The organism is Chromobacterium sp., from assembly GCF_041912965.1.
GTDB lineage: Bacteria > Pseudomonadota > Gammaproteobacteria > Burkholderiales > Chromobacteriaceae > Chromobacterium > Chromobacterium aquaticum.
On record NZ_JAYSGF010000001.1, the window covers coordinates 78,814 to 98,166 of the forward strand.

Here is a 19,353-nt window from a genome sequence, read left to right on the forward strand (position 1 = left end):
GTCACGCCTCCACGCATACGGCCGCCAGCTCCAGCAACAGCCCATGCTGCCTGGTCCTGTCTGCCTGCAAGTTGATGTATTCGGGGTTCAGCTCGGCCCCAATCCAATGCCGGCCAAGCCGTTGGGCGACACTGGCCACGGTACCTGAGCCCATGAACGGATCAAAAACAATATCCCCCGGCCGGCTGCCGGCGAGGATGCACGGCTCGACAAGAGCCTCCGGGAACGTGGCGAAGTGCGCGCCGCTATATGCCTGTGTCGGAATCGTCCAGACGCTGTGACGATTACGCTCGGTCGGCATGATTGCCATGGCAGCATTGAAACTGGCATTGTTCTTAGTCACGTCGCCACTGGAGGCCACCTTGCGGCCGACCGCCTTCATGTTGCCGTTCGTTTTGGCGCCACCGTTGGCGCGGGCGCTACCGATCTGCGCCTGTACGTTTTGCGATAAGCGGGCATGGGTGTTTGGGCTGACAGGCTCCAGAATGGCATTTTGGTCGAAGAAGTACCGCTCGCCCTTCGTCAGCAAGAACAGGTATTCGTGGGCCTTGGTGCAGCGGTCTTTGACGCTTTCCGGCATTGGGTTCGGCTTGTGCCAGATGATGTCCTGTCGCAGCCACCAGCCAGCCTCTTGCAGCGCGAATGCCAGGCGCCATGGCTGGCCGACCAGGTCTTTCGACTTGAGCCCCTCGATGCGGACATCGCTCCTCGGAACCGGGGCGTCATCGCGGCGGCGCGAGGCGGTCACCCCCGCAACGCGGCAGGCTTCCTGGTTTTTTTTGCTGCCCTGCAGGGTTGAGGAGTCGTTGACAAGGCTTCCTCCTCGACGGCTGCCGGCGTAGCTGTCACCCATATTCAGCCAGAGCGTTCCGTCATCAGCCAGAAGCTGCCGACAAAGCTCGAACACCTCAACCATGTTGGCCATGAACTCCTGCAGGGTTGGCTCAAGGCCAAGCTGACCGGGATGACCGTAATCGCGCAGCCCCCAATACGGCGGGCTGGTGACGATGCATTGCACGCGTGCGCCGTCGGCGATCAGCCGCTGCATCACATCGCGGCAGTCGCCTTGAAAGCAGTGGTTCATACTCACTCCCAATAGAAAAGGGCCGCGTGAGCGACCCGTCGAATAACCATCCGGCCATCTCGATAGCCGGTGTGTATCCAGCAGCCGATCATGCCTAGCCATATGGTCGTTAAAAAGCCCGCTAGGTGGCGGGCTTTTTTATTACAGATGTACATTCAAGGCGTGCTGGTTATCGCCGTTGGATTTTAAATATCTGCCCCTTTAAGTGTGGGTTGAGATTTAATTTTCTGGTTGTGATTGTTTTGTATTTAATGGGCTTTTCAAAGTGACCATTCTGGTCTGGACTGCGGGTCCACATTCCAAAGGCAATGATTTCATCTCCCTCGGAAAATTCATCGGCCCAACTGGAATCTTTTAGGAATATGGATAATTCAATATTGATGCAGTTGTCTGGCAGGTCAGGGCATTTTATGGCTTTACTTTTTTCCAGGTTAATGGCTTTGCCCTTTGAGGTTGATTTTATCGAAGCAATAGTTCCGCATATCGCAACTGGGTGTTGTTTAGTGTTGTTGCGAATGGTTTCATATGCTTCGAGTTGCCGTATGGCGTTGAAGTAGAATTTTTCCCACTCAACAACGGTTGTGCCCTCGAAGACAAGTTCAAGTTCTTCTGCCATGTCGCGATCTTCTTCGCATTGAGATGCGACCTCGAGTACGCGCTTTGCGGTATTTATATAGGCAGAGATGGTATTCCCTGAGCTCACATATTTTTTACTAACTTTTTCAGGGCCCTCATCCTCCTCCATTTTGCCTTTTGGCGGAGTGACTGGCTCTCCAGGGTTTTGCATAGCTTCTTTCAACATTGCAAGCCTTAATCTCCGCTTTCCTCCTTTGAGCGCTTCGATTAACCCTTCTGATTTGTCGGCAATGATTTCTACTTCTTTGGTAATGCCAAACTTGCAACCGATTTCATGTTTTCTGCCGGGCTTTAGCTTGAAGTAGTCTGGCACTAACACTGATTTGTCGTGATATTCACGAAAGTGAGCCGGGTTGTGTGTTATCTCTGCAGGGCAGTGTATGCAGGACAAAGGCTCAGCACCTTTGCCTCTCGCGTAATCGGATGCCTTCCACGGTTTTCGATCACTATCATATGCTTCATCCATTTTGATGCCCATTACCATCCCCTTGTTTCAACGTTTTGTTGATGCAATTTCAACTAAAATATCGCGCACATGCCAGCCATGCTTGCATTAGGGGATTATGTGGTTTGAGTGTTTAATTTCAAGAGTGATTGGCTATATATGTTGATCCATGTGCGTAAATTTTAAATTACTAATTAGGACTTTAGTATTCTTCTCAGAACGGGAGCCAGAACCAGATATCAGCAAGGTGTTCTTCCTGCCGACCGCCTTGCAGGCACTGTTCGTTTACACGCACGTCCGGGGACTGGCGCTTGTTGCCATCCTTGTCCTGCCATTCGCGCTGCAACAGTTAGCCGTACATGGCCACCTGCTGACACTTGGCCAAGTAATTCTTCAGCAATTCACCGCGCTTGCCCCAAATCTGGCAGCTGAACCAGTTGGTTGTTTTGCGTTCGCCGTAGCTAATGTCGCAGGGCTTCTGGATGAACGCCGTCCAGCGGGATACCCTCTGCCATACCTCTTCTTACTTGTGCGGGTACAGCGTCAGGTTTCCGGTCTTGGCGAAACCAGCGAAGCGCGGCATTCGGTTCTTGGCGCACAGGAATTCAAGGTAGTCTGTCATGATTGTAGGGCGGCAATGCGCCCAGGCAATTAGCCTGGTCATGTAGATATTTGGCGTCCTTTTGCTCGTCCGCCGACGTAATGCATTTGGCTAGCGCCGCACGCTCCTCTGGTTTGAGCTCAAGCGCCAGGCAAAGACCGCGATTCAGATTACGTGCCTGGGCCAACTGGTTTTGAAGGTCTTGGAGGAAGGCGAGTTCGTAGGCCAGCGCCGGCAGCATCGATTCCAGCCACTCGAACAATGGAATGCCGGCGGATGGGGCGAAACCCAGGGCGGAGGCGGTGCATTCCAACTTTGACAGCCGGTCGAGCTGCTCCTGGCAAAGCTGCAGCGCTTCCGTGGCGATGCCGGCTTGCTTGTCACGATCCTTCTCGGCGATGGCCAGCCGTTGATTCAATTCGTCGACCTGGCGTGCCAGCAGTTGCTCCGGATCAATGGGGGCGGCTTTGGGCTTTTCGGCAGAGTCTTCGGTGGTTGCGGACTCCACTTCCGAGTAGTGATGGTCGTTAGGGCGGTAGCGAGTTTCCTTGCCGACGGTAAACAGGCTGACGCTGCCGGCCTCGATCAGCTCTTTCAATTGCCGACGCGCTTCCGCGCGTTCAATCCCCATCGCGTCAGCCAGCTTCTGGATGGAGAGCGGCGCCGGGTGCGCTTTCAGCACATTTATGACCGATAGCGAGTTCATGTGGGTTGCTCCGCTGTCTTGACCGCCGCCATGCGAGCTTGCACGGTCTTGCGCAGGCTCTCGTACAGCTCGGGCTGATTTTCTTTGAGCAAGGCGATCATTTCGATTTCGTAACGCGTCACCGTGGCGAGGTCGATTTGTTCGATGTAAACCAGGCGCACCAGCTCGCGTACCGCTTTGGGCATGTTGCGGCCGCTCTCGTAGCGGCTGCCGCCGGACTGGGTGACGCCCACGCGGCCCCAGAATTCTTGCTGGTTCAGGCCGAGTTTGAGGCGGATTTCGCGAGGTTGGGGAATGACGGCGAATGAGGACATGGCGGTTCCTTATTTCTGCTGGCTGGGGGGCGGCTGATTGATGGGCGTGCCGGGGTTCATCCGGCGCCAGGCTTGAATATCGGCTTCATCCATCGCGGGCGGCTCCAAGGACAAGGCCCGCGCTTGGCGGGCCTGTTGCTGTAAGGCGGCGCGGATCCACATGCGGCGCCGATGGGCTTGGACGGCCTTCATGTGGCGCCTCGAAGCAGGTCAAGCACATTGTTGCGGCTGGACGCCGGCAATTTGGCGATGGCCAGCGCATGCTGTAGTTCATCCCGCTCTTTGTCGCCGGCCTCAAGCTGCCTGTCGCGCAGCTCGACATCCTGTCGCAGCGCGGAGTTCTGACTTTGCAGGGCGTCGAGTTCAGCGGCCATCCGTTCGTTAGCTTGTCGCTCAACTTCAAAATCCAGCGTCACCGCCGCCACTTGGGCCTGGGCATGCGCCAAAGCCTTTTGAGACTCCACCAGCGCGGTGAAGTGGCTGGCGGCATTAAGGCCGGCAGCGAGAACGCTGCGTTCCAGGGCTAGCTTCTCGGTTTTTAAGGTACGGATAACGGTGCGCATCCGCTCGATGTGGCCGCTGTCGCTGCCGTGGTGCGGCGGCGTCATGTTGAGAATGATGAAGGTCATTAGGGCTCACTTTCCCAGCGTTTCCGCGGTGAATTGAAGCAGGAGAATTAATGAAACGACGGAGAGGGCGCCTGCGGTGGCGCCCAGTCCAAAGAAAAACCCGTCCAATATTCTTGCCAGGGCGGGGCGTCGGGCAGGGGGGGCGTTATCGCTCATGCGGCTTTTCCATAGTTTTTGAGCGCAGGCATGACCTCGCCGTTTTGAAGCCAAATCGCTTGCACGATGTCATCGCTGGCAGGGGCGGCTTTCAGCGTGCCGAACACCAAGGCGGTGTCGATCTGGTCATCTAAGCTTTCAAGCATGTCCAGCAGCTGGCCGCGGCCGGTCATGCTCAGCACGTCGAACCGGTCCAGCAACACAATGCGCAGCCCACTGGTGACCGACAGCGCCAGCGCAATCACGCAGTCCGCGCGCCACTGCTCGGACTCGGACAGTAGGCCGTAGAGACGACCGTCGGCGGTGATGTCCATTTCGCGGCTGATCTGCACCCTTGACCAGCCCACCATCAACGAGAGCTCGAACAAGCGGTCGTTCACCGGACGCAGCGCCTCGGCCAGGATTTCGGCCGGGATGCCGTCCGGCGACATGGCGCTGGCCACCGCCGACCAGGCTTGCACGTCGGCGTGGTGCAGTGCCGCTTGCTTGGTGCGCTTGACGGCCTCGGCGGCTTCGCGTTGTTTCTCCAACACGTGCGCCAGTCCGGCGGTCAACTGCTTGTGGCTGGCCTGCAGCGAGTTGATGCGCTCGATCAACGGGCTGACCTCCTGCTCGGACAGCGGTGCCGCGGGCGCATTCAGTGCTTTCAGTTGTGCTGCGGCGTCTTCGGCGATCTTGAGGTCGCGCTCGTCGTTGGCCACCGCGCGGCTCATCATGTCCAGCGAATGTCGGAGATCAGGTAGTCGCGCCAGATCCTGGGCACTCGGCGGGATGCCGTCGTTGGCCAAGCTGCCATGCTCCGCGGCGTACTGATCCAGCACCTGGCCGGCTGCCTTTAAATACCCCCGTTGTTCCGCATCCATGTCGCCGAACGGGATGGCCATGGTCAGCGACACGTTCAGCGCGCGCGCCAGGTCATGGACAAGGCCCACTCTTGGCGAGGGACCGGCGGTGATGGCCTCTACTTGGACACGGACATTGGCCAGGTCGAGCCGGTCTTGCTGCAGCTTGTTCCGGATGCGCGGGAGCATCGCCGCCAGCTCGGTCAGTTTGGCGGCTTGGCGCTGCAGTTCGTCTTGCTGCTGCTTGCATGCCCGTAGTTCGCCCAGGCGCAGTTGGCACTGGCCGATTTCATCCTGAACTGCCTGAATGTCGGCCTTGGCCCGCTGGATTTCCTCGTCCGACACGGTTGTAGCGTCTAGGCTCCAGTCCGCTGCCTTCTTGTCGCCGTACACCTCGCCCGTCACACCCTTCCAGGCGCCGCGAGATTCGGTGGCGCGTCGCTTTGCATCAGCCTCAGCCGCCGGGAAGCCCGCGCCCACCACCGGCAGCACCGCGTCGATATAGCGCTGATCCACGCCGCGTTCCAACATGCGCTGTTCCACTCCGCGCTCGTCCACGCCGCAGCCGGTCAAGGCAAACAGCGCGGTGCGCCGCGCATCCAGGTCCGCAGCGGCGAATGCCGCCGGGTTCAGCGCGAACGGCAGCGCAGCGCGGAAGCTTTCCGAGTCCTCGAGCGCGCCGCCGCCGGCGTAGACGACCTTGCCGTCCGGCAGTTTCAACGTGGCGATGCGGCCATCGTCAAATTCGACGCTCACCGCCGCTCCTTTCAGCCCTGCTTGCACCAGTTGGCCAAAGTCCTTTTTCTTGGCCACCCGCGACGACAGTCCAGTGAGCGCCATCGCAATAGCGTCGCGTAGCGAGCTCTTGCCCGCGCCGTTGTCGCCGGCGATCAGGGCGATGCGTGTTGAAAAATTGAGGGCTGCATGGCGCAGCCCCTGGAAGTTTTTGATGGTGACGGAGGATATCTTCATGGTTTATTCCAGATTTCGCCGTCGGCGCGGGGTGGTTTCTGCTGAGTCCTTGCTGGTGGTGGCGTTAGCGATGGCGGCGGCAACGATGTCGTGGTCTTTTGGGGCAAAGCTGCGTGCCAAGTCCGCGGCTTCGTCGTAGTCGCCACGCTTGACCGCGGCCAGGGCGTCTTCCAGTCCGAACATGGCGCCCATGCCGGCATTGGGCAGCGGTTTGCCGGCCTCGATCTCGCCTGCGGAGGCATCTGCGACTTCTGGCGCGGTCAGCGCGGATTGCCGGTTTTCGGGCGGGGTCTGCTCGTCATCGAATTCGGCGCGTACAAAATCACCGTCCAGGATGAGGCCCTTGCCGTTTTCGTAGGCGTGCTCGGCATTCAGCGCGTTGGTCAGTTCGATGGACTTGGGCATGTACTTGATCACCTGCAGCAGTGGAATCTTGCGGGCGTACATCTCAAGGTTTTCGTAGCTGTAGTGCGCCTTGCCGACCTTGTTGTGCTTGTCGCGGTGCTTCCAAACACGTCGGATCGGCCACACCTCAATGACCGGCCAGTTGCTGCCATTCACGCGACCCACCGCATACACATGGGACATGGCGTCCGGATCGTCCTCGCCACATGGGCGATGCTTGATGTATGGAGAGTCTCCCAGTTCGAAGTCGAACTCGTCGCCGGCGAAGACGGCGCCGGTCCACACCGTCGCGCGACCGCTGCGGGACACCAGGTCGACCAGGCCTTGCCAGCCGGGAATAAACTGCGCCTTGCCCTTGTAGGGCGCCAAGAAGCCTTGGCCAGAGACGCCGATTTCCAATCCCATCTGCGAGGCAATCACGACGCTGGCGAAAATCGAGCGCGGATCTGCGCTCTGCAATTGCCGGTTTTGACTGAAGGCGGTCAGCGCCAGCCGAATCATTCGATCAGGGTTCAGGTGCTTCGGCAGCGCCAGCGCCAATTGGCCTTTGTTCTTCTCGAAAAAGGCCATGAGGCTTGCTTGCGGTGACTTCTGAGACGCGGCGCCTTGTTGCTTCAGGTCTTGAAGTGAGGTCATGGCGTGTCCTTGAATTTGCATACCTTCCAGCGTGCGCAATATTTCTCGCTGCATAGTTGGCTGCTGGGATTGGGAGGAAATAGGCCGCTCTTGAACATTTCGGCGGCGTAGTCCATCAGGCCGGGCTGCTCGGCCGTGCCGATCAATTGCTCGCGCGCGCCGACAATCTGGCCGGTGGCCACCTCCGGCGCGCCGGAGGTCTTGAGCCCGATGATGTCGGCCGGCAGCGTGACGTGCTGGCCGGTGGTGCGCTCGAACAGTAGCTCGTAGGTGCCGATCTGCGCCGCGTGGCCTTTGGTCCTGGCTCGGCCCTGGCTGACGGCATTCGCCCCACTTTTCAGGTCGCAGAGTCCGGCGCCGCCGGCGCCATCCGTGCGCGCCCGGCTGCGGTCCAGGGTGCCGCGGATTTCGATCACGATTTGACCGCCGCAGTCGATCCGCCAGGGCGTCACTTCAAGTTCGACGGCAATGAAGCTGTAGCGGGGTGCGATTTCCAGGCAGTAACGGGTCAGCAGCTGGCGACCTATGCGTTCGGCCTCGCGCCGGCTTATATCGTCGGCGCGCCACGCCACTTCCTGCCTAGGCGAGCTCAGTTCATCGATCAGCACCGGCACAACGTCGAGAACACGTATTGGCTCGCCGCGCATCACCGTTGAATCGTAAGCCGCGGTTGCCGCGTGTAAGGCCGTGCCGAGGAGGGCGCGCGGGCTGCTGGGCTGCCACATGCCCAGGATGTTGGTGCCCTCCCAACGGTGGGCGCAGTCGAACAGGCCGGCCCAACTGGAGGCACGCACTTGGAAGGCGTCATTCACCGGGGGCCTCCGTGCTGGTGAAGGGATCCTCTCCGGCCAATTCCCGTTCCAGACGGCGTTGCCATGCGTCGTCGCGCCGGCGGCGCAATTCAGCGGAATCCGGTTCAGTCTGGAAGTGCGGCAGCAATTCGCCGGCGCGCGCTTGCTGTGCTATTTCGAGGAAGTCACGCAACTGGGTGTGATGGCTGATCATGGCGCGGCCTCAAAAATGAATAGGTGAAGTGTTGGATGGCGCGGTAGGCATTTCCGGCTTTTGTATCGCCTCCAAATGGGCGCGATACACCGCGTCCAGCAGGCCCATGTCGGTCAATTTCCAGCGATTGAATTCAAGGCGGGCGCTGGCGTGCATGGTCAGCGTCGGTTCTAACGGCGCGGCCAGCCAGCCATTGGGCACATAGATCCACTGACCCGCGCGCGAGCTTGCCAGAATGGCCGCCAGGACGCGCCGTGCCGCGGCCTGTTCTTCGTCTTTGTCTATCGGGAAGTTCATGGCGTGTACCGCCATTTCCGCTAATTGAAGGAGGGCGATATTCATGACGGCATCACCATATTGATTAAGACGATGGCCGCAAACATCGCGGCCATCCTGAGCAGGTAGATAGCAAGGGTGCGGATCATTTCTTGACTCGCTTCCAGCCAAAAATAAGGAAGCCCGGCCGGGCCAGGGCGGCGCGTTCCAGAGCCTGCGGCAGCGTTGCGGCCAATACGCTGAGCATCAGGCGGCGGCGCGTGCGGGGCTGCTGCAGGTCGATGTGGAAGGCTTTCATCCGGAGTCCTTTGCCGCGGGATGGCTGACCCTGCTTGCCCGGGCCTTGTATTGCGCCGCATTGATGTGTTCTTGCGCGGCCGCGGCCAGGATGGCCGCATTGCGATCTGAAGCCCGGATACCTTCCACTCGTAGCCAGGGTTGTCCGCGTTTACCGCGCGGCTCGAAATCGACATTCCATTCGTGCATGTGGACTCCTGGAAAAAAATGCCCGGCTGAGGGCCGGGCCAAGTCGGGGCATTGTTGGCGGCTAGCGCTGGGATGGCGCCGCATGAACCCTTGCCAAGGGTGCGCTTGCTACTCACCAACACGAAAGCGGGCCGGGTTTGGCTGCCGCTTTGGTGTTGATGCCGGTCTTTCCCGGTTGCCCGTGCAACAGCACGCGATGAGTCGCGCGCTGTTGCACGTTTTTGGGCTGCGCGTTTTAGCGGATGTAGCGTTCGAGCTCATGCTCTTGGGCGCTCAAAGGGGCTTTGAATTGGCCGTAGTAGCGGTAACCGCGGTCAGCAAGCTTGAACACTTTGAACAGTTTGGTTTTCCGCCTATTGAGAAAGACGGTCCTGATGTCCTCGAAGCGATAGATCGGAAGCATGGGGAACTCCTTGATTGGAGTGAGGGGGAAGGCGTGTGACGGCTTTCCCGTCAGCAGCGCGTGATACCTACGCGCACGTGGCCTAGTCATCGTCCGGCACCCGACAGCATATTGAAGCGGGCCGGCGGCTACATCCCGGCTTGGCATCGTTAAGTCGTGGCGGCGGGACTTGAACCCGCTCGAACGTGCTTGGTTGCCACCCCAGGGCTCTCCACCCCAGGACTGCGCATCGCCACTGCGCGCCGCTTCAAGATGCCGCCTCGTTGGAAGCGGTTGCCGGTTACAGCGTCCGGCGCCGGTTGGGCGGTGTTCTCCCGGCTGATTGTGTTGCGATGTAGTCGTACTCGGCCCCCGTTACTCGCCACCTGGGGCTGGGCGTTTCCCGGCTTCATTCGCAGCCAACAAGGCATTGTCTGCCGGTCACAGATGATCGCTTCATCTGACTTGCTCCCGCTTTACCGGCGCGGGGCCTACTGCTGAGGCCGGGCCTATGGCCGCCTATCGGCGGGTATCGGCTGCTATCTCTACTGGTTGTGAATGAGCAGTGCGCTGAGTAGCGCGGCGAGATAAATTTAGCAGCGGGCTAAACTTTGAGCAAGATAAAATTTAGCGGCAGGGTGAATTTGTGTCGAAAGTGCAACTGTGTGCTTAATGTTTTGTTTCGCCAAACGTCATAAAATGCGTATGCCAAAGTCGTATGTGCATGCCATTGAAAAGTCCGAGCAAGCCACTGTTATGGTCGCCATCGGGCTGGCTGTCGTGGTGTCGATATGCGCCATCTTCAAGTGTGGCGGAGCGGACGGGAAGGGTACTTGTTCGGATGCGTCCTGCGATGGAGCTGTCAGACACCACGTCCTCGACAGCGGCTAGGTGGAATGGGACAGCAGCGGCATTCAGCAGTAGGAACTGCTATCTCCAGAACGGCTAAAAGGACAACACTTGCAAAGTGTTTGAGTAAAGATGACCAGATACAGCAAGCGCTTCAGTGACGGTGTGTGGTCGAAAAACCAAGAGTGGCAGTGAACTAGCTGTCGGCGAGCAAGCTAAAACAACAAAGCCCACCCCTCATAACAAAAGGGTGGGCTATCCAAAAGGTCTACCCCTTAGCGCGGCATGCTACGCATGTGCTTACGTACTTGCTCGCGACGGCCGTAGCGTTGACGGTCGTAGGCTCGCACAGGTACTGTTTTCGGTCCCATGGTATGTCCTTTAAGTTGTGTTACTAACACTTAACCTATGGACAAGAGGCAAACTGATGTGTATAGTGAAATTCCGTTTTTCAGCTAACACACTCTATCCGTCCCTTGCAAGTGGTGGTTAGAGGACCAGCTTTCAAAGCAACGCGCCAACGTTACTTTGACCCCGAGGTCGCACTGCATCTGCATGCGGCCTTTATCTTATCTCCTTGAGTTCGTTTCGCTTTCGTAGCTGTCGCAGTCTAACTTCTGCAGCAGGTAGTGACACATCAAAGAACTCTGCCAATCCTACCGCATCGAAAAGCTTGCAGGCATTTATAACTGAGAGGGGCATTAGTACTTCTGCAGCGAACTGATCTGCTTGCCACTCCGAGTCCTCGTAGGCTTTATGCTGCACAGGACTGTTCTCTCGATGCAAACTAAAATCATGTTGCAGAATCAGATGACCAAGTTCGTGCATAAAAGTAAACCGGGCCCGTGGCTCGCCACTCTCTATCGCATCCCACGTTCGTTCGGGAATCCTCATAAAGAACAGCCCAGGATAGGAAGTTGCTTCAACTCCATTTGATACCTCATTGTCTTCAACGATGTCGACATGGATATTGAACTCAACACTTAGCCGATCCAGAAGGGGGGCCGCATCAAACCTATCAGGCCCCAAGCCAAGGGCAATTCGTGACTGAATCGCTTTTGCTCTAATACTTTCAATTTTACGAGGGGTAACTTGGTATCCCCTAGGGCTAAATTTCTTCGGCTCCATTTTTCCCCTTTACACACCTAACTAGTCGTTGTTCTTAAATTCAATCAGCAAGTCTTGAAGCTTCTGTAACTGTTGGTGACTGGGCGTCATTCTTGCGAACCCTGCCATTAGCCTTTGGTGATCTGGCGTAAGTCCATCTAAAGGTATGGACTTGTTTGTAATGTCAGCAGCCTCAGGCAAACCTGCCACCCGCATGTTCATCGACTCAAAGTATCCTTCAACTTTCTGAGCCCATCCGTCAGGAATTTTCTTCCTGCCAGTCTCTAATCCGCTAAGAAATGCTGAAGTAACATTAAGGTCGGTGGCCATTTTTGATAAGGTGATCTCAGCATCGAGCCGGGCCTTGCGTATCAGCTTTCCGAATTCTGTAATAATCATGGCGCTCCCCTGTGCACAACTAATTTCATAAATTAGTTTACCGATATGGTAAACAAAAGTCAACTATGGGTAAACGAATGGCGCGGAATGCGCGGCTAGAACAGCGTCTTGGCGAGCGGCCACAATAGCTGCATCCTGATTCTTGGACGTTGCATGCGTGCAGGGAGTCAAGCCTAAGCGCCTGGTGACAGGGGCGAGCCCCGCGCGTTGATACATTGCGGGAAGCCACTGTATGACCGCCACGCGCGAAGTGAGAGTGCTGACTTCAGCTAGGAAAATTTCGTGCGTGGGGAGTTGTAAAAAAAGCGACTGGCTTCAGTCGCTTTTTTTGTTGTTGCCTTCGTCTGAATTGTCTGCCAGCAGCCTGATCAACTCCAGCGTTTCGTCGCGGCCGCGTGCCTTGACCTGTCTGGCGACTTCAACAAGGGTGCTGGCGACAATCAAGTTGTTTGGTGACCGCGCATCTTCAGCGCCGTAGGCGCGCTGCAGCTCCCCGTGCATACGGTCAAGCCAGCCTTTCTCCAGCTGTTCAGCCGCTTCAATCCTGCGCGCAAGTTCGTCGCCCAGGCGCCGATCCCCCTTTTTCACTGAAGAAAGGTAGGAGGCGGCGCTGCCGGTTTTGGCGGCAATCAAAGCCGCCTTGCCGCGCCCGGCTAGGATCGAACCCAAGTTGATTCGGCGAATTTCAAAGACATCAAGTTCCATACCTACATAGTAGGAATGTTTAGCAAGTAGCGAAATAAGCCTATTGCTAAACATGCGTTGTCTTAAGTTTAGCCTTGTGCTACATTTTTGGCCATGAAACTGCATGATTACCTCCGCACGCTGACTAAGGTAGAGCGATCGAGGTTTGCCAAAAAGTGCGATACATCAGTGGCTTACATGTATCAGCTCGCCGGCGGACATCGCACGCCCTCGCTTCGTCTAGCGCTCAGAATTGAGCGGCATTCAGGAAAAGTAGTCTGCACTTCCGACTGGGGGATGGTTTAACCCGCTGCGAAACAAGCTACGGGTTGCTGCCAAACAACACTTCCGCCTTGAGGGGGTAGAGGACTTCAAGCATGACTGAATGCTATGTCATTGGGCACAGGGGAAACACGATGCAAATGACTCATTTTGTCTCACCTACCGACATCTTGCTCGCATTTGCCCTCCAGCAGATGGAGGAAACCAGGCAGCCAATTGCCCAGTTTGCCGAAGCGCTTACGGAGAACTATCTGGCTATGACGCCAGAAGGTCGGCGTGCCTGCCCGCTGGAGGAGATTCCGGTTGATGGCACCGTAGACGACTTCTTTGCGATCAAGCGCAAGAACGCCCTTGTAACGGACCGCTGGCTCAAACGCAATGTGAAGCTTCCACTGGAGATCCTAGACGCATGGGTCGCCACGCTGGAAGGAAAGTACAGGGATGGTTGCCTGGCGGCTCTGCTGAAAGTTCATGGCATGTTGGCTGTGCCGAATGATATTTCCGCTGATGCGGCCTCTCTAGGCGCCACGATGCATTCCACCGCGGATATGTTTGTCCATCTCGCCGCGATCATCGCCGACGGGAAGGTGGACGCACACGATAGGGAGCGGATTAAGCAAGCGCGCCTGGCGATGCGCCAACTGGCCGGGCAGTTGGCCGGCTGGGAACTGGAGTTCGCGAAAGTTGATGAAGCCCAGCAGGCGAGGGGGTAGGTATGGAGCACCACAGCATTGCTCATTCCCAATCGCTGCAAGTGCACGGCAACTACCCGTGCGCGGTAGAATATGACTCCGTCAAACTGATATGGAGTCATCATGGTCGACAATTGGGACTGGCACGACGAGGAAGTAAAGGAGCTAACCATTATTCCTCGCGTCAGAGCTATTGCGGTATATCGCAACGATCACAACGAGGTGGTTATCAGGCAGCAAGGATTCGACATGGATATGGAGGATCAGGTAGTTGTATTTCCGGAGGAAAAACTCGGGACGATCATTGCCGCCTTGCAGGCAGAACTAGCCTCTTCAAACAACTTCTAGGACTCACGTCTAGGGGGCTGCAATGAAGCGGCCCTCCTTCCAGTTCTACCCGGCCGACTGGCTGGGCAACTCCAACCTCCGCCGCTGCACGCACGCTGAAAAAGGCGTGTGGATGGATGTCTTGTGCCTGATGCACGACTCCGAGGAGTACGGCATCCTGCGCTGGTCCCTAAAAGAAATCGCCCAGGCTGTCGGCTGCAAGGCGGCGGACCTGAAGGCGCTGGTGAGCAAGGAGGTGCTTAAGGGCAGCGACACAAACCTCTCCAAAGCCCTCACCTATACCCCTATCTCCGGCCGTCGCAAGGGCCCGACAGTGACATTGATCGACGTCACCAAAGGCCCCCTTTGGTACTCGTCCCGAATGGTCATTGATGAGTACAAACGGCGCTCAAGATCAGGCACCGAACCTTCACCTAACAGTTCACCAAAGCCCCCCTTTGGTGAAGACAAAGGTGATGACATTGATGACTCACCAAACCCTTCACCCTCTCGTGCGCGTCCGCGCGCGGGCGGACGTCCATCTACATCTACATCTACTACTCAAGAACCTAAAGGTTCTTTCGTGAGAGACGCGCGCACGCCTGCCCGCCGTGACGGCATCCCCGTCCCCGAATCCCTGCAGCCCGACAGGACCAGCAGGCTGAAAGCTGGCGAGCTCAGTATCGACGCTGACTTCGAGATGGATCGTTTCATTGCCTACCACCAGGCCGAGAAAACGCGCTACGACGACGAAGCCGCCTGGCAGGCCAAGTTTCGCAAGTGGCTGCTGGACCAGCACCAGTTCAACGCCGACCGACAGCGAGTGACCGATGCCAGGTTGCAGGCTGCCCAGCACTCCACCACCAGCTCCAGCGCTAAGCAGGCCGCACTGGGCTCCGTGCTTAACCCTCCGCCGCGGGGCCTACGGCCTGGCGAGCGTGAGATTCAGGGGGAGGTGATTCCGGATGACGGCTGATTTGATTCTGAATGCGAGCGGAAGCATCCTCTTGCGCTGGGTGGATGAGATTTTCCGGCGCTTGACGGGGCGATTTGGGGCGTCGTTCACCGAGCGATTCCGCAGCGGGCAATTCGAGCTGGTCGATGGCGTCAGCCTGGATGCCGGAATCGAGGCCGCCAAGCAGATTTGGGCTGAGGAAATCGATTTCGCACAGCTCACGCCAGAGCAGATCAAGCGGGGCCTACAGGCGCGCTATCCGTACCCGCCCAGTTGCGACGAGTTCATTCGCGCATGTCTTGGCGGTTCGGACCTGGACCCGGAGGCGCTGTTCTACCGGGCCCAGGCCGAAATGGCAAAGCGGCGCGCCCGTCGGCCGCAGAACTGGCCAAGCTCGATGCTGTTCTGGGCGGCGGCGTCCCTCGGCAACGACCTGCTGCACAGCGATTACCGCAGCATGCGCGGGCGCTGGATCGCGGCGCTGGATGCGAACCGACACCACCTCGGCGATATTCCCGACGTCAGCGACGAGGAGGCGTTGCCGGCGCCGAAGCTGAGCCCGCAGGACGTGCAGGTGCGCATTGCCGATGTGCAGCTAGCGGCCACGCGCATGGAACTCCCCAGCAACGACCGGGTGCGCTTGGAGTGGGCGTTCAAGATCGCCGACGAGACCGCCCGTGGTGTCTACCACGGCGGGATGAACGGCAAGCGCTTGGCCGCCGAGGCGATTCGTCAGGCGCGCCAGGCCGTGCCGGTGTCCTTGCTGCCGTTCCTGGCGAAAACGAAGCCCATGGAGGATGAGGCGTGATGGAATGGGTGAAAACCGCCGACAACACCAGGGAATGGCGCGGCTACCGTGTCGTGAAGTATGGCGATGGCACTGGCTCGATTTACCGGGCGTTCACGCCGCAGGGCGCCATGTTGTCCGTCGGCGCTGGACCGGCACAGGACCACATGGCGCGGTGCGAACAGCACCATGCCAACGCGAACGAGAAAGGGCGGTGATGGACATGCCATTGCTTGGGCCTGGCGCGCCGCTTGGCAAGGGTCGCTCACCGTGGCGGGATGCTGGTAGGGAGGGGCAGCAATGACCGAAGCAGCGGCCGCATTGGCGCAGTGGGGGAAGTGGCTGAACGACAGTGGGAGCTGGCGCGGCATCACGCCATCGATCGAGGGGCGCTACGCCAATGACCCCGAGCGCTATCGGTTCGCCGAGGACAAGGACACGGCGCGCCGGCGCGGCGAGGTCCGCTATAACCCGCTGATCGCCGGCCAGGTGGAGCGGGTGGTGAACCAGCTTGCCCAGGGCGAAAGGGCGGTGCTCCGCGCGCGGCATGTCCATTACCCGCACCTGGCGGACGAGGATATCGCGCGGCGGCTGGCGATGAGCGCCAAGGCGTTTGATGGGGCGCTGCTGCAGGCAACGGTGCGCTTTGGCCGAGCCTGGCGTTTGCTCCATCAGGAGGCGGCATAGCATGAGACGACCACGTGGGCGGGGACTGGCTTCGAAGATCTGCGATGTGCTGGCGGACGCGACGCGGCCGATGTTCCTGGGGGAGATCGAGGCGGCGTTGGAGTTTCAGTATGGTGGGGCAGAGATTATGTCTGTGCTGGTGAAGCTCCAAAAGCTTAAGTCGATTGAGGCTCAGGTTAGACCTCGTTGTGGGCCGGGTAGGAAAGTTGCAAAAGCATACTTGTTAATTCAAAATGCCATTGGTATGTAGTGCAGTGTTTTGGGCATGCACGGATTATTCAGGAGTGTGCATTCTATTGCGCGTGGACAGCAACGTATGCTCATGTTTGAAAGGCGGATGGCTGTCGAGTTGTCATGACGCCAAGAAGTGCTATTGATCAATCCTCAAAACGAATTTAGTAAAGACTTTACTTTATTGTTCTGAATGCTATTAAATATTAATCTTTCGTGAGTAGCATTGGATGCGTTGATTAATTTGTATCAGCTAGATGCTCGCAAGTGATCCAGAAAACATTAATACTGCATTGATAGTAATAATAACCTCAACTATTGCAGACTTAAAAAGGCTTCTTTATATTTTGAAAACTTTTTTTGGAGGGGCGGCTGATTCACTGAGATTTTTTGAGTTCTGATTATTGTTGTCCTCCTTAGTGGGGACGCCGGGGGTTATGAAGTTTTTTTCGGCAAGGTGTTTGAGAAATCGCTGCTTAAAATCCTTTGGCAAGACTGTATTTAGGAGCTCATCGTCATCCACGGGGGAACCTTTGGAGTTGGTTGTCAATATGTTATTAGGAGTTAATGGCAAAAGGCGGCGATAGATTTGTAGTGTAGCAGGTCATCCCCTTTGTGGGCAATGTCGTTGTTGTTTTGTTTATAATTGCGAGCGCTTTCGAGTTATCTGGTGGTGTTGGACTAGGCGTAAAGAGAGTGAGATTGTTGGAGTCTTTAGTGCTTTTCTGTTTTTTTGACATATGGCAAGATTAATTCTCAATCAAAGTGTCAGAGGTGTGCAATGAATGACATGGAAACAATTGCGCGTGAGATGTGGAAGTTTGTTAGGAATGCCGGTGAGAGCATTGGCAGGGCTAATGAATGGAGGGATCAAGTTGTCCAAGAGTTGATAGTTGCTTCTAGCAATGGGTCGCTGGGCAAACTTATTTCAGGGGTTCAGAAAGATGGTGCCAATCTGGTGGCGATCAAAATACTGGGCAATCCAGTCAATGTATTATTTCAGGTCACCTTTCAAGGTGATGAAATGCCGGTCCGAATTAGTTTCTTTGACGGTGGCGTAAAGGAAAATTCAAAGCCATTTTATGTCGCGCGGGCATTGCATTATATGGTGGGTGATTTGCGTGGCGTCTTTGATGCAAAAGGGCTTGATGTGTCGCTCCAATATGTTTTAGGATTTGCAGTTCAAGAGTATGTGCGCACTTACCTGTCTTGGGAGGCGTGAGTGAGGGTGGCTATCTCGAGGTAACAAAACAACCAACTCAGAAAGCTGGATTGGTGTTTAAATATTGGGTCAGTTTCTAGAAAAGTATATTACAATCGAACTTCGCCTAGTGGCGCATTACCAACGCTTCATCCGACGTTGGCCGCTCGCGAGAGTAGCGAAATCGGATGACCTGATTGCAATAAAAAGCCCCCGAAAGGGGGCTTTTTGCTATCAATAGCAGCGAGGAGGGCAGCTTCTCCGTTGGATAGGCCGCCGACAACACACCCGTGGTAGGCGCTTTTTTTGATCCACCGTCAGTGCATGGCCGCTTTGAATTGGTAAAATATGCCAATAAAATCACCAAAGGAGTGGCCGTGGATTACATTGACTTCGTCAATCAGGCGTCCAAGCTGATCTCACTACTCACCGCCATCTTCCTGGGCGCGCTGCCGATAGCGGCCATTCTGTACGTGGTGCTGCGTACCCAGTCCTACCACATTCCCTTGACGCTGCTATGGCGTATCGTGGGCGGTAAGAAGGAAATCAACGACAAACTGCTGGCGGACTTTCTGGATGAAAGAAACGCCATCATGAAGTTCCGTACCCTGACCGGGCTTAAGATCCGCACCAAGCAAGAGATGCTGGCGCTGATCCAATGGGCGGCCAAGCACAATGAGGATATTGATGACGTCAAACGCTGCGGGCATTACTTCAAGCTCAGCGAGCCCGGTAATATCACCTCGCCCAATAAGTTAGTCACCATCGCCCAGCTGCTCGCGGTTCTCGTGCTGGGCATCATCACCGCCGGCAGTGCCGGCAGCGCAGCTATTGACAGCGGGCTGTACGCCACCAGGGAAAGCAAGACCTGGTTCTTTGCCAGCAGTCAAAAGACCATCACCGGCTTATGGGGCAATAACAAAATCAGCGAAAGTGACTGCGCCAAACCCTCGCTTCCCGCCACGGGTTTCTCCCCTGGCGACGCCCAGATTTTTTGCAAATTCCTCAAGCAGGCCAATTACCCCAAAGTAATCAGCGACAGCGTATCAGAGCAACGCATGCTGTTTTTGTTTCTAAGTGCCTATGTCGGTGTCTTCCTGTTTATAACCGTGCGGTTCTTGCAACGCCGTATCAGTGCGAAGGAGATGATTGATCGTCAAAAAGCACGCCAAGCGAAGCAGGAAGAAAGAGTCCTGCTCATCACCGAGCCTCCCCTCGTCACAATGGAGATGGCGGCCCCGTCTCCGACAAGCCATAAGCAAGCAGACCCTGTTGCCAGCGAATGAAAACGGCCTGACAGCACAGACAAAAACGCCGCTCACCCAAGGTGAACGGCGTTTTCCTCAAACCGGCGCAGCTCAAGCCAAGCGCCACATCAACTCCTCTCCGAGTCGCCGTATCAGCTTCAGGTCACTCAAAGCTAAGCGGTTAAAGCCCAGCGCCACGTGTCAGCTTGTCGCGAAGACAAGGGCCGAATCTTCCGCCGCTAGCTGTCTTCGGTCGTGACTCTTTGAGCAGCCGCTTGGCAAGCATCCGCCAGGTTTGGCGGCGCGTTACGCCATATTCACTGCAGGTTC

General features: G+C 56.9%; 25 protein-coding genes. 8 read left to right on the forward strand and 17 right to left on the reverse strand.

The genetic code is table 11. The annotated features are described in order from the left end of the window. Window position 1: 1 nt before the first annotated feature. The 17 genes from ACE3QM_RS00315 to ACE3QM_RS00395 all read right to left on the reverse strand — a co-directional run bounded on the left by ACE3QM_RS00315 (window position 2) and on the right by ACE3QM_RS00395 (window position 12,689). The gene (locus ACE3QM_RS00315) at window positions 2–1,084 is read right to left on the reverse strand and encodes a site-specific DNA-methyltransferase (RefSeq protein WP_374419354.1); all 1,083 of its coding nucleotides are present in this window, start codon (window positions 1,082–1,084) and stop codon (window positions 2–4) included. A 169-nt stretch (window positions 1,085–1,253) separates the two neighbouring features. After that, window positions 1,254–2,198, reverse strand: a complete 945-nt coding sequence (locus tag ACE3QM_RS00320; protein WP_374419355.1) for a hypothetical protein — start codon at window positions 2,196–2,198, stop codon at window positions 1,254–1,256. A gap of 572 nt (window positions 2,199–2,770) precedes the next feature. Then, complete coding sequence (locus tag ACE3QM_RS00325; RefSeq protein WP_374419357.1) at window positions 2,771–3,472, reverse strand: helix-turn-helix domain-containing protein; 702 nt, start codon at window positions 3,470–3,472, stop codon at window positions 2,771–2,773. Further along, window positions 3,469–3,786 carry a transcriptional regulator gene (locus tag ACE3QM_RS00330; RefSeq protein ID WP_374419359.1) on the reverse strand — a complete coding sequence of 106 codons (318 nt, stop codon included), beginning with the start codon at window positions 3,784–3,786 and terminating at the stop codon, window positions 3,469–3,471. Before ACE3QM_RS00330 ends, ACE3QM_RS00325 begins: the two co-directional genes overlap by 4 nt. Window positions 3,787–3,795: 9 nt before the next feature. Next, complete coding sequence (locus ACE3QM_RS00335; RefSeq protein WP_374419361.1) at window positions 3,796–3,978, reverse strand: hypothetical protein; 183 nt, start codon at window positions 3,976–3,978, stop codon at window positions 3,796–3,798. Further along, the gene (locus tag ACE3QM_RS00340; protein ID WP_374419363.1) at window positions 3,975–4,415 is read right to left on the reverse strand and encodes a hypothetical protein; all 441 of its coding nucleotides are present in this window, start codon (window positions 4,413–4,415) and stop codon (window positions 3,975–3,977) included. Before ACE3QM_RS00340 ends, ACE3QM_RS00335 begins: the two co-directional genes overlap by 4 nt. Window positions 4,416–4,567: 152 nt before the next feature. Beyond that, window positions 4,568–6,385: an AAA family ATPase gene (locus tag ACE3QM_RS00345; protein ID WP_374419365.1), complete on the reverse strand. Its 1,818-nt coding sequence runs from the start codon at window positions 6,383–6,385 to the stop codon at window positions 4,568–4,570. Window positions 6,386–6,388: 3 nt separating this feature from the next. Further along, on the reverse strand, window positions 6,389–7,426 hold the full coding sequence (locus ACE3QM_RS00350) for a recombinase RecT (protein WP_374419367.1): 1,038 nt from the start codon (window positions 7,424–7,426) through the stop codon (window positions 6,389–6,391). Continuing rightward, the gene (locus ACE3QM_RS00355; protein ID WP_374419369.1) at window positions 7,423–8,238 is read right to left on the reverse strand and encodes a RecB family exonuclease; all 816 of its coding nucleotides are present in this window, start codon (window positions 8,236–8,238) and stop codon (window positions 7,423–7,425) included. Before ACE3QM_RS00355 ends, ACE3QM_RS00350 begins: the two co-directional genes overlap by 4 nt. After that, window positions 8,231–8,431: a hypothetical protein gene (locus ACE3QM_RS00360; protein ID WP_374419371.1), complete on the reverse strand. Its 201-nt coding sequence runs from the start codon at window positions 8,429–8,431 to the stop codon at window positions 8,231–8,233. The genes ACE3QM_RS00355 and ACE3QM_RS00360 overlap by 8 nt, the downstream gene beginning before the upstream one ends. A gap of 9 nt (window positions 8,432–8,440) precedes the next feature. After that, window positions 8,441–8,773: a hypothetical protein gene (locus ACE3QM_RS00365; protein ID WP_374419373.1), complete on the reverse strand. Its 333-nt coding sequence runs from the start codon at window positions 8,771–8,773 to the stop codon at window positions 8,441–8,443. Window positions 8,774–8,852: 79 nt separating this feature from the next. Continuing rightward, a complete protein-coding gene (locus ACE3QM_RS00370) occupies window positions 8,853–9,005 on the reverse strand; it encodes a hypothetical protein (RefSeq protein WP_374419375.1) in 153 nt (50 codons plus the stop codon). Beyond that, window positions 9,002–9,193: a hypothetical protein gene (locus ACE3QM_RS00375; RefSeq protein WP_374419377.1), complete on the reverse strand. Its 192-nt coding sequence runs from the start codon at window positions 9,191–9,193 to the stop codon at window positions 9,002–9,004. The genes ACE3QM_RS00370 and ACE3QM_RS00375 overlap by 4 nt, the downstream gene beginning before the upstream one ends. Window positions 9,194–9,428: 235 nt before the next feature. Then, window positions 9,429–9,596, reverse strand: coding sequence for a hypothetical protein (locus tag ACE3QM_RS00380; protein WP_374419378.1), 168 nt, complete (start codon window positions 9,594–9,596; stop codon window positions 9,429–9,431). 1,392 nt (window positions 9,597–10,988) lie between these two features. Then, entirely contained in the window at window positions 10,989–11,552 is a 564-nt protein-coding gene (locus ACE3QM_RS00385; protein ID WP_374419380.1) for an ImmA/IrrE family metallo-endopeptidase, read from the reverse strand. 21 nt (window positions 11,553–11,573) lie between these two features. Then, on the reverse strand, window positions 11,574–11,930 hold the full coding sequence (locus ACE3QM_RS00390) for a helix-turn-helix domain-containing protein (protein WP_374419382.1): 357 nt from the start codon (window positions 11,928–11,930) through the stop codon (window positions 11,574–11,576). A 315-nt stretch (window positions 11,931–12,245) separates the two neighbouring features. After that, complete coding sequence (locus tag ACE3QM_RS00395; RefSeq protein ID WP_374419384.1) at window positions 12,246–12,689, reverse strand: hypothetical protein; 444 nt, start codon at window positions 12,687–12,689, stop codon at window positions 12,246–12,248. A 302-nt stretch (window positions 12,690–12,991) separates the two neighbouring features. On the opposite strand from ACE3QM_RS00395, the gene ACE3QM_RS00400 reads away from it, so the two are divergent. The 8 genes from ACE3QM_RS00400 to ACE3QM_RS00435 all read left to right on the forward strand — a co-directional run bounded on the left by ACE3QM_RS00400 (window position 12,992) and on the right by ACE3QM_RS00435 (window position 19,062). Then, on the forward strand, window positions 12,992–13,609 hold the full coding sequence (locus ACE3QM_RS00400) for a hypothetical protein (protein ID WP_374419386.1): 618 nt from the start codon (window positions 12,992–12,994) through the stop codon (window positions 13,607–13,609). Between the two features lie 102 nt (window positions 13,610–13,711). Further along, on the forward strand, window positions 13,712–13,936 hold the full coding sequence (locus ACE3QM_RS00405; RefSeq protein ID WP_374419388.1) for a hypothetical protein: 225 nt from the start codon (window positions 13,712–13,714) through the stop codon (window positions 13,934–13,936). Window positions 13,937–13,958: 22 nt separating this feature from the next. Then, on the forward strand, window positions 13,959–14,891 hold the full coding sequence (locus ACE3QM_RS00410) for a hypothetical protein (RefSeq protein ID WP_374419390.1): 933 nt from the start codon (window positions 13,959–13,961) through the stop codon (window positions 14,889–14,891). Continuing rightward, window positions 14,881–15,678: a hypothetical protein gene (locus ACE3QM_RS00415; RefSeq protein ID WP_374419392.1), complete on the forward strand. Its 798-nt coding sequence runs from the start codon at window positions 14,881–14,883 to the stop codon at window positions 15,676–15,678. The genes ACE3QM_RS00410 and ACE3QM_RS00415 overlap by 11 nt, the downstream gene beginning before the upstream one ends. Further along, the gene (locus ACE3QM_RS00420; protein ID WP_374419394.1) at window positions 15,678–15,875 is read left to right on the forward strand and encodes a hypothetical protein; all 198 of its coding nucleotides are present in this window, start codon (window positions 15,678–15,680) and stop codon (window positions 15,873–15,875) included. The genes ACE3QM_RS00415 and ACE3QM_RS00420 overlap by 1 nt, the downstream gene beginning before the upstream one ends. A gap of 82 nt (window positions 15,876–15,957) precedes the next feature. Continuing rightward, entirely contained in the window at window positions 15,958–16,344 is a 387-nt protein-coding gene (locus ACE3QM_RS00425) for a hypothetical protein (RefSeq protein WP_374419396.1), read from the forward strand. A gap of 1,012 nt (window positions 16,345–17,356) precedes the next feature. Then, the gene (locus tag ACE3QM_RS00430; protein ID WP_374419398.1) at window positions 17,357–17,797 is read left to right on the forward strand and encodes a hypothetical protein; all 441 of its coding nucleotides are present in this window, start codon (window positions 17,357–17,359) and stop codon (window positions 17,795–17,797) included. Window positions 17,798–18,153: 356 nt separating this feature from the next. Further along, on the forward strand, window positions 18,154–19,062 hold the full coding sequence (locus ACE3QM_RS00435; RefSeq protein WP_374419400.1) for a DUF6216 family protein: 909 nt from the start codon (window positions 18,154–18,156) through the stop codon (window positions 19,060–19,062). Window positions 19,063–19,353 lie beyond the last annotated feature (291 nt).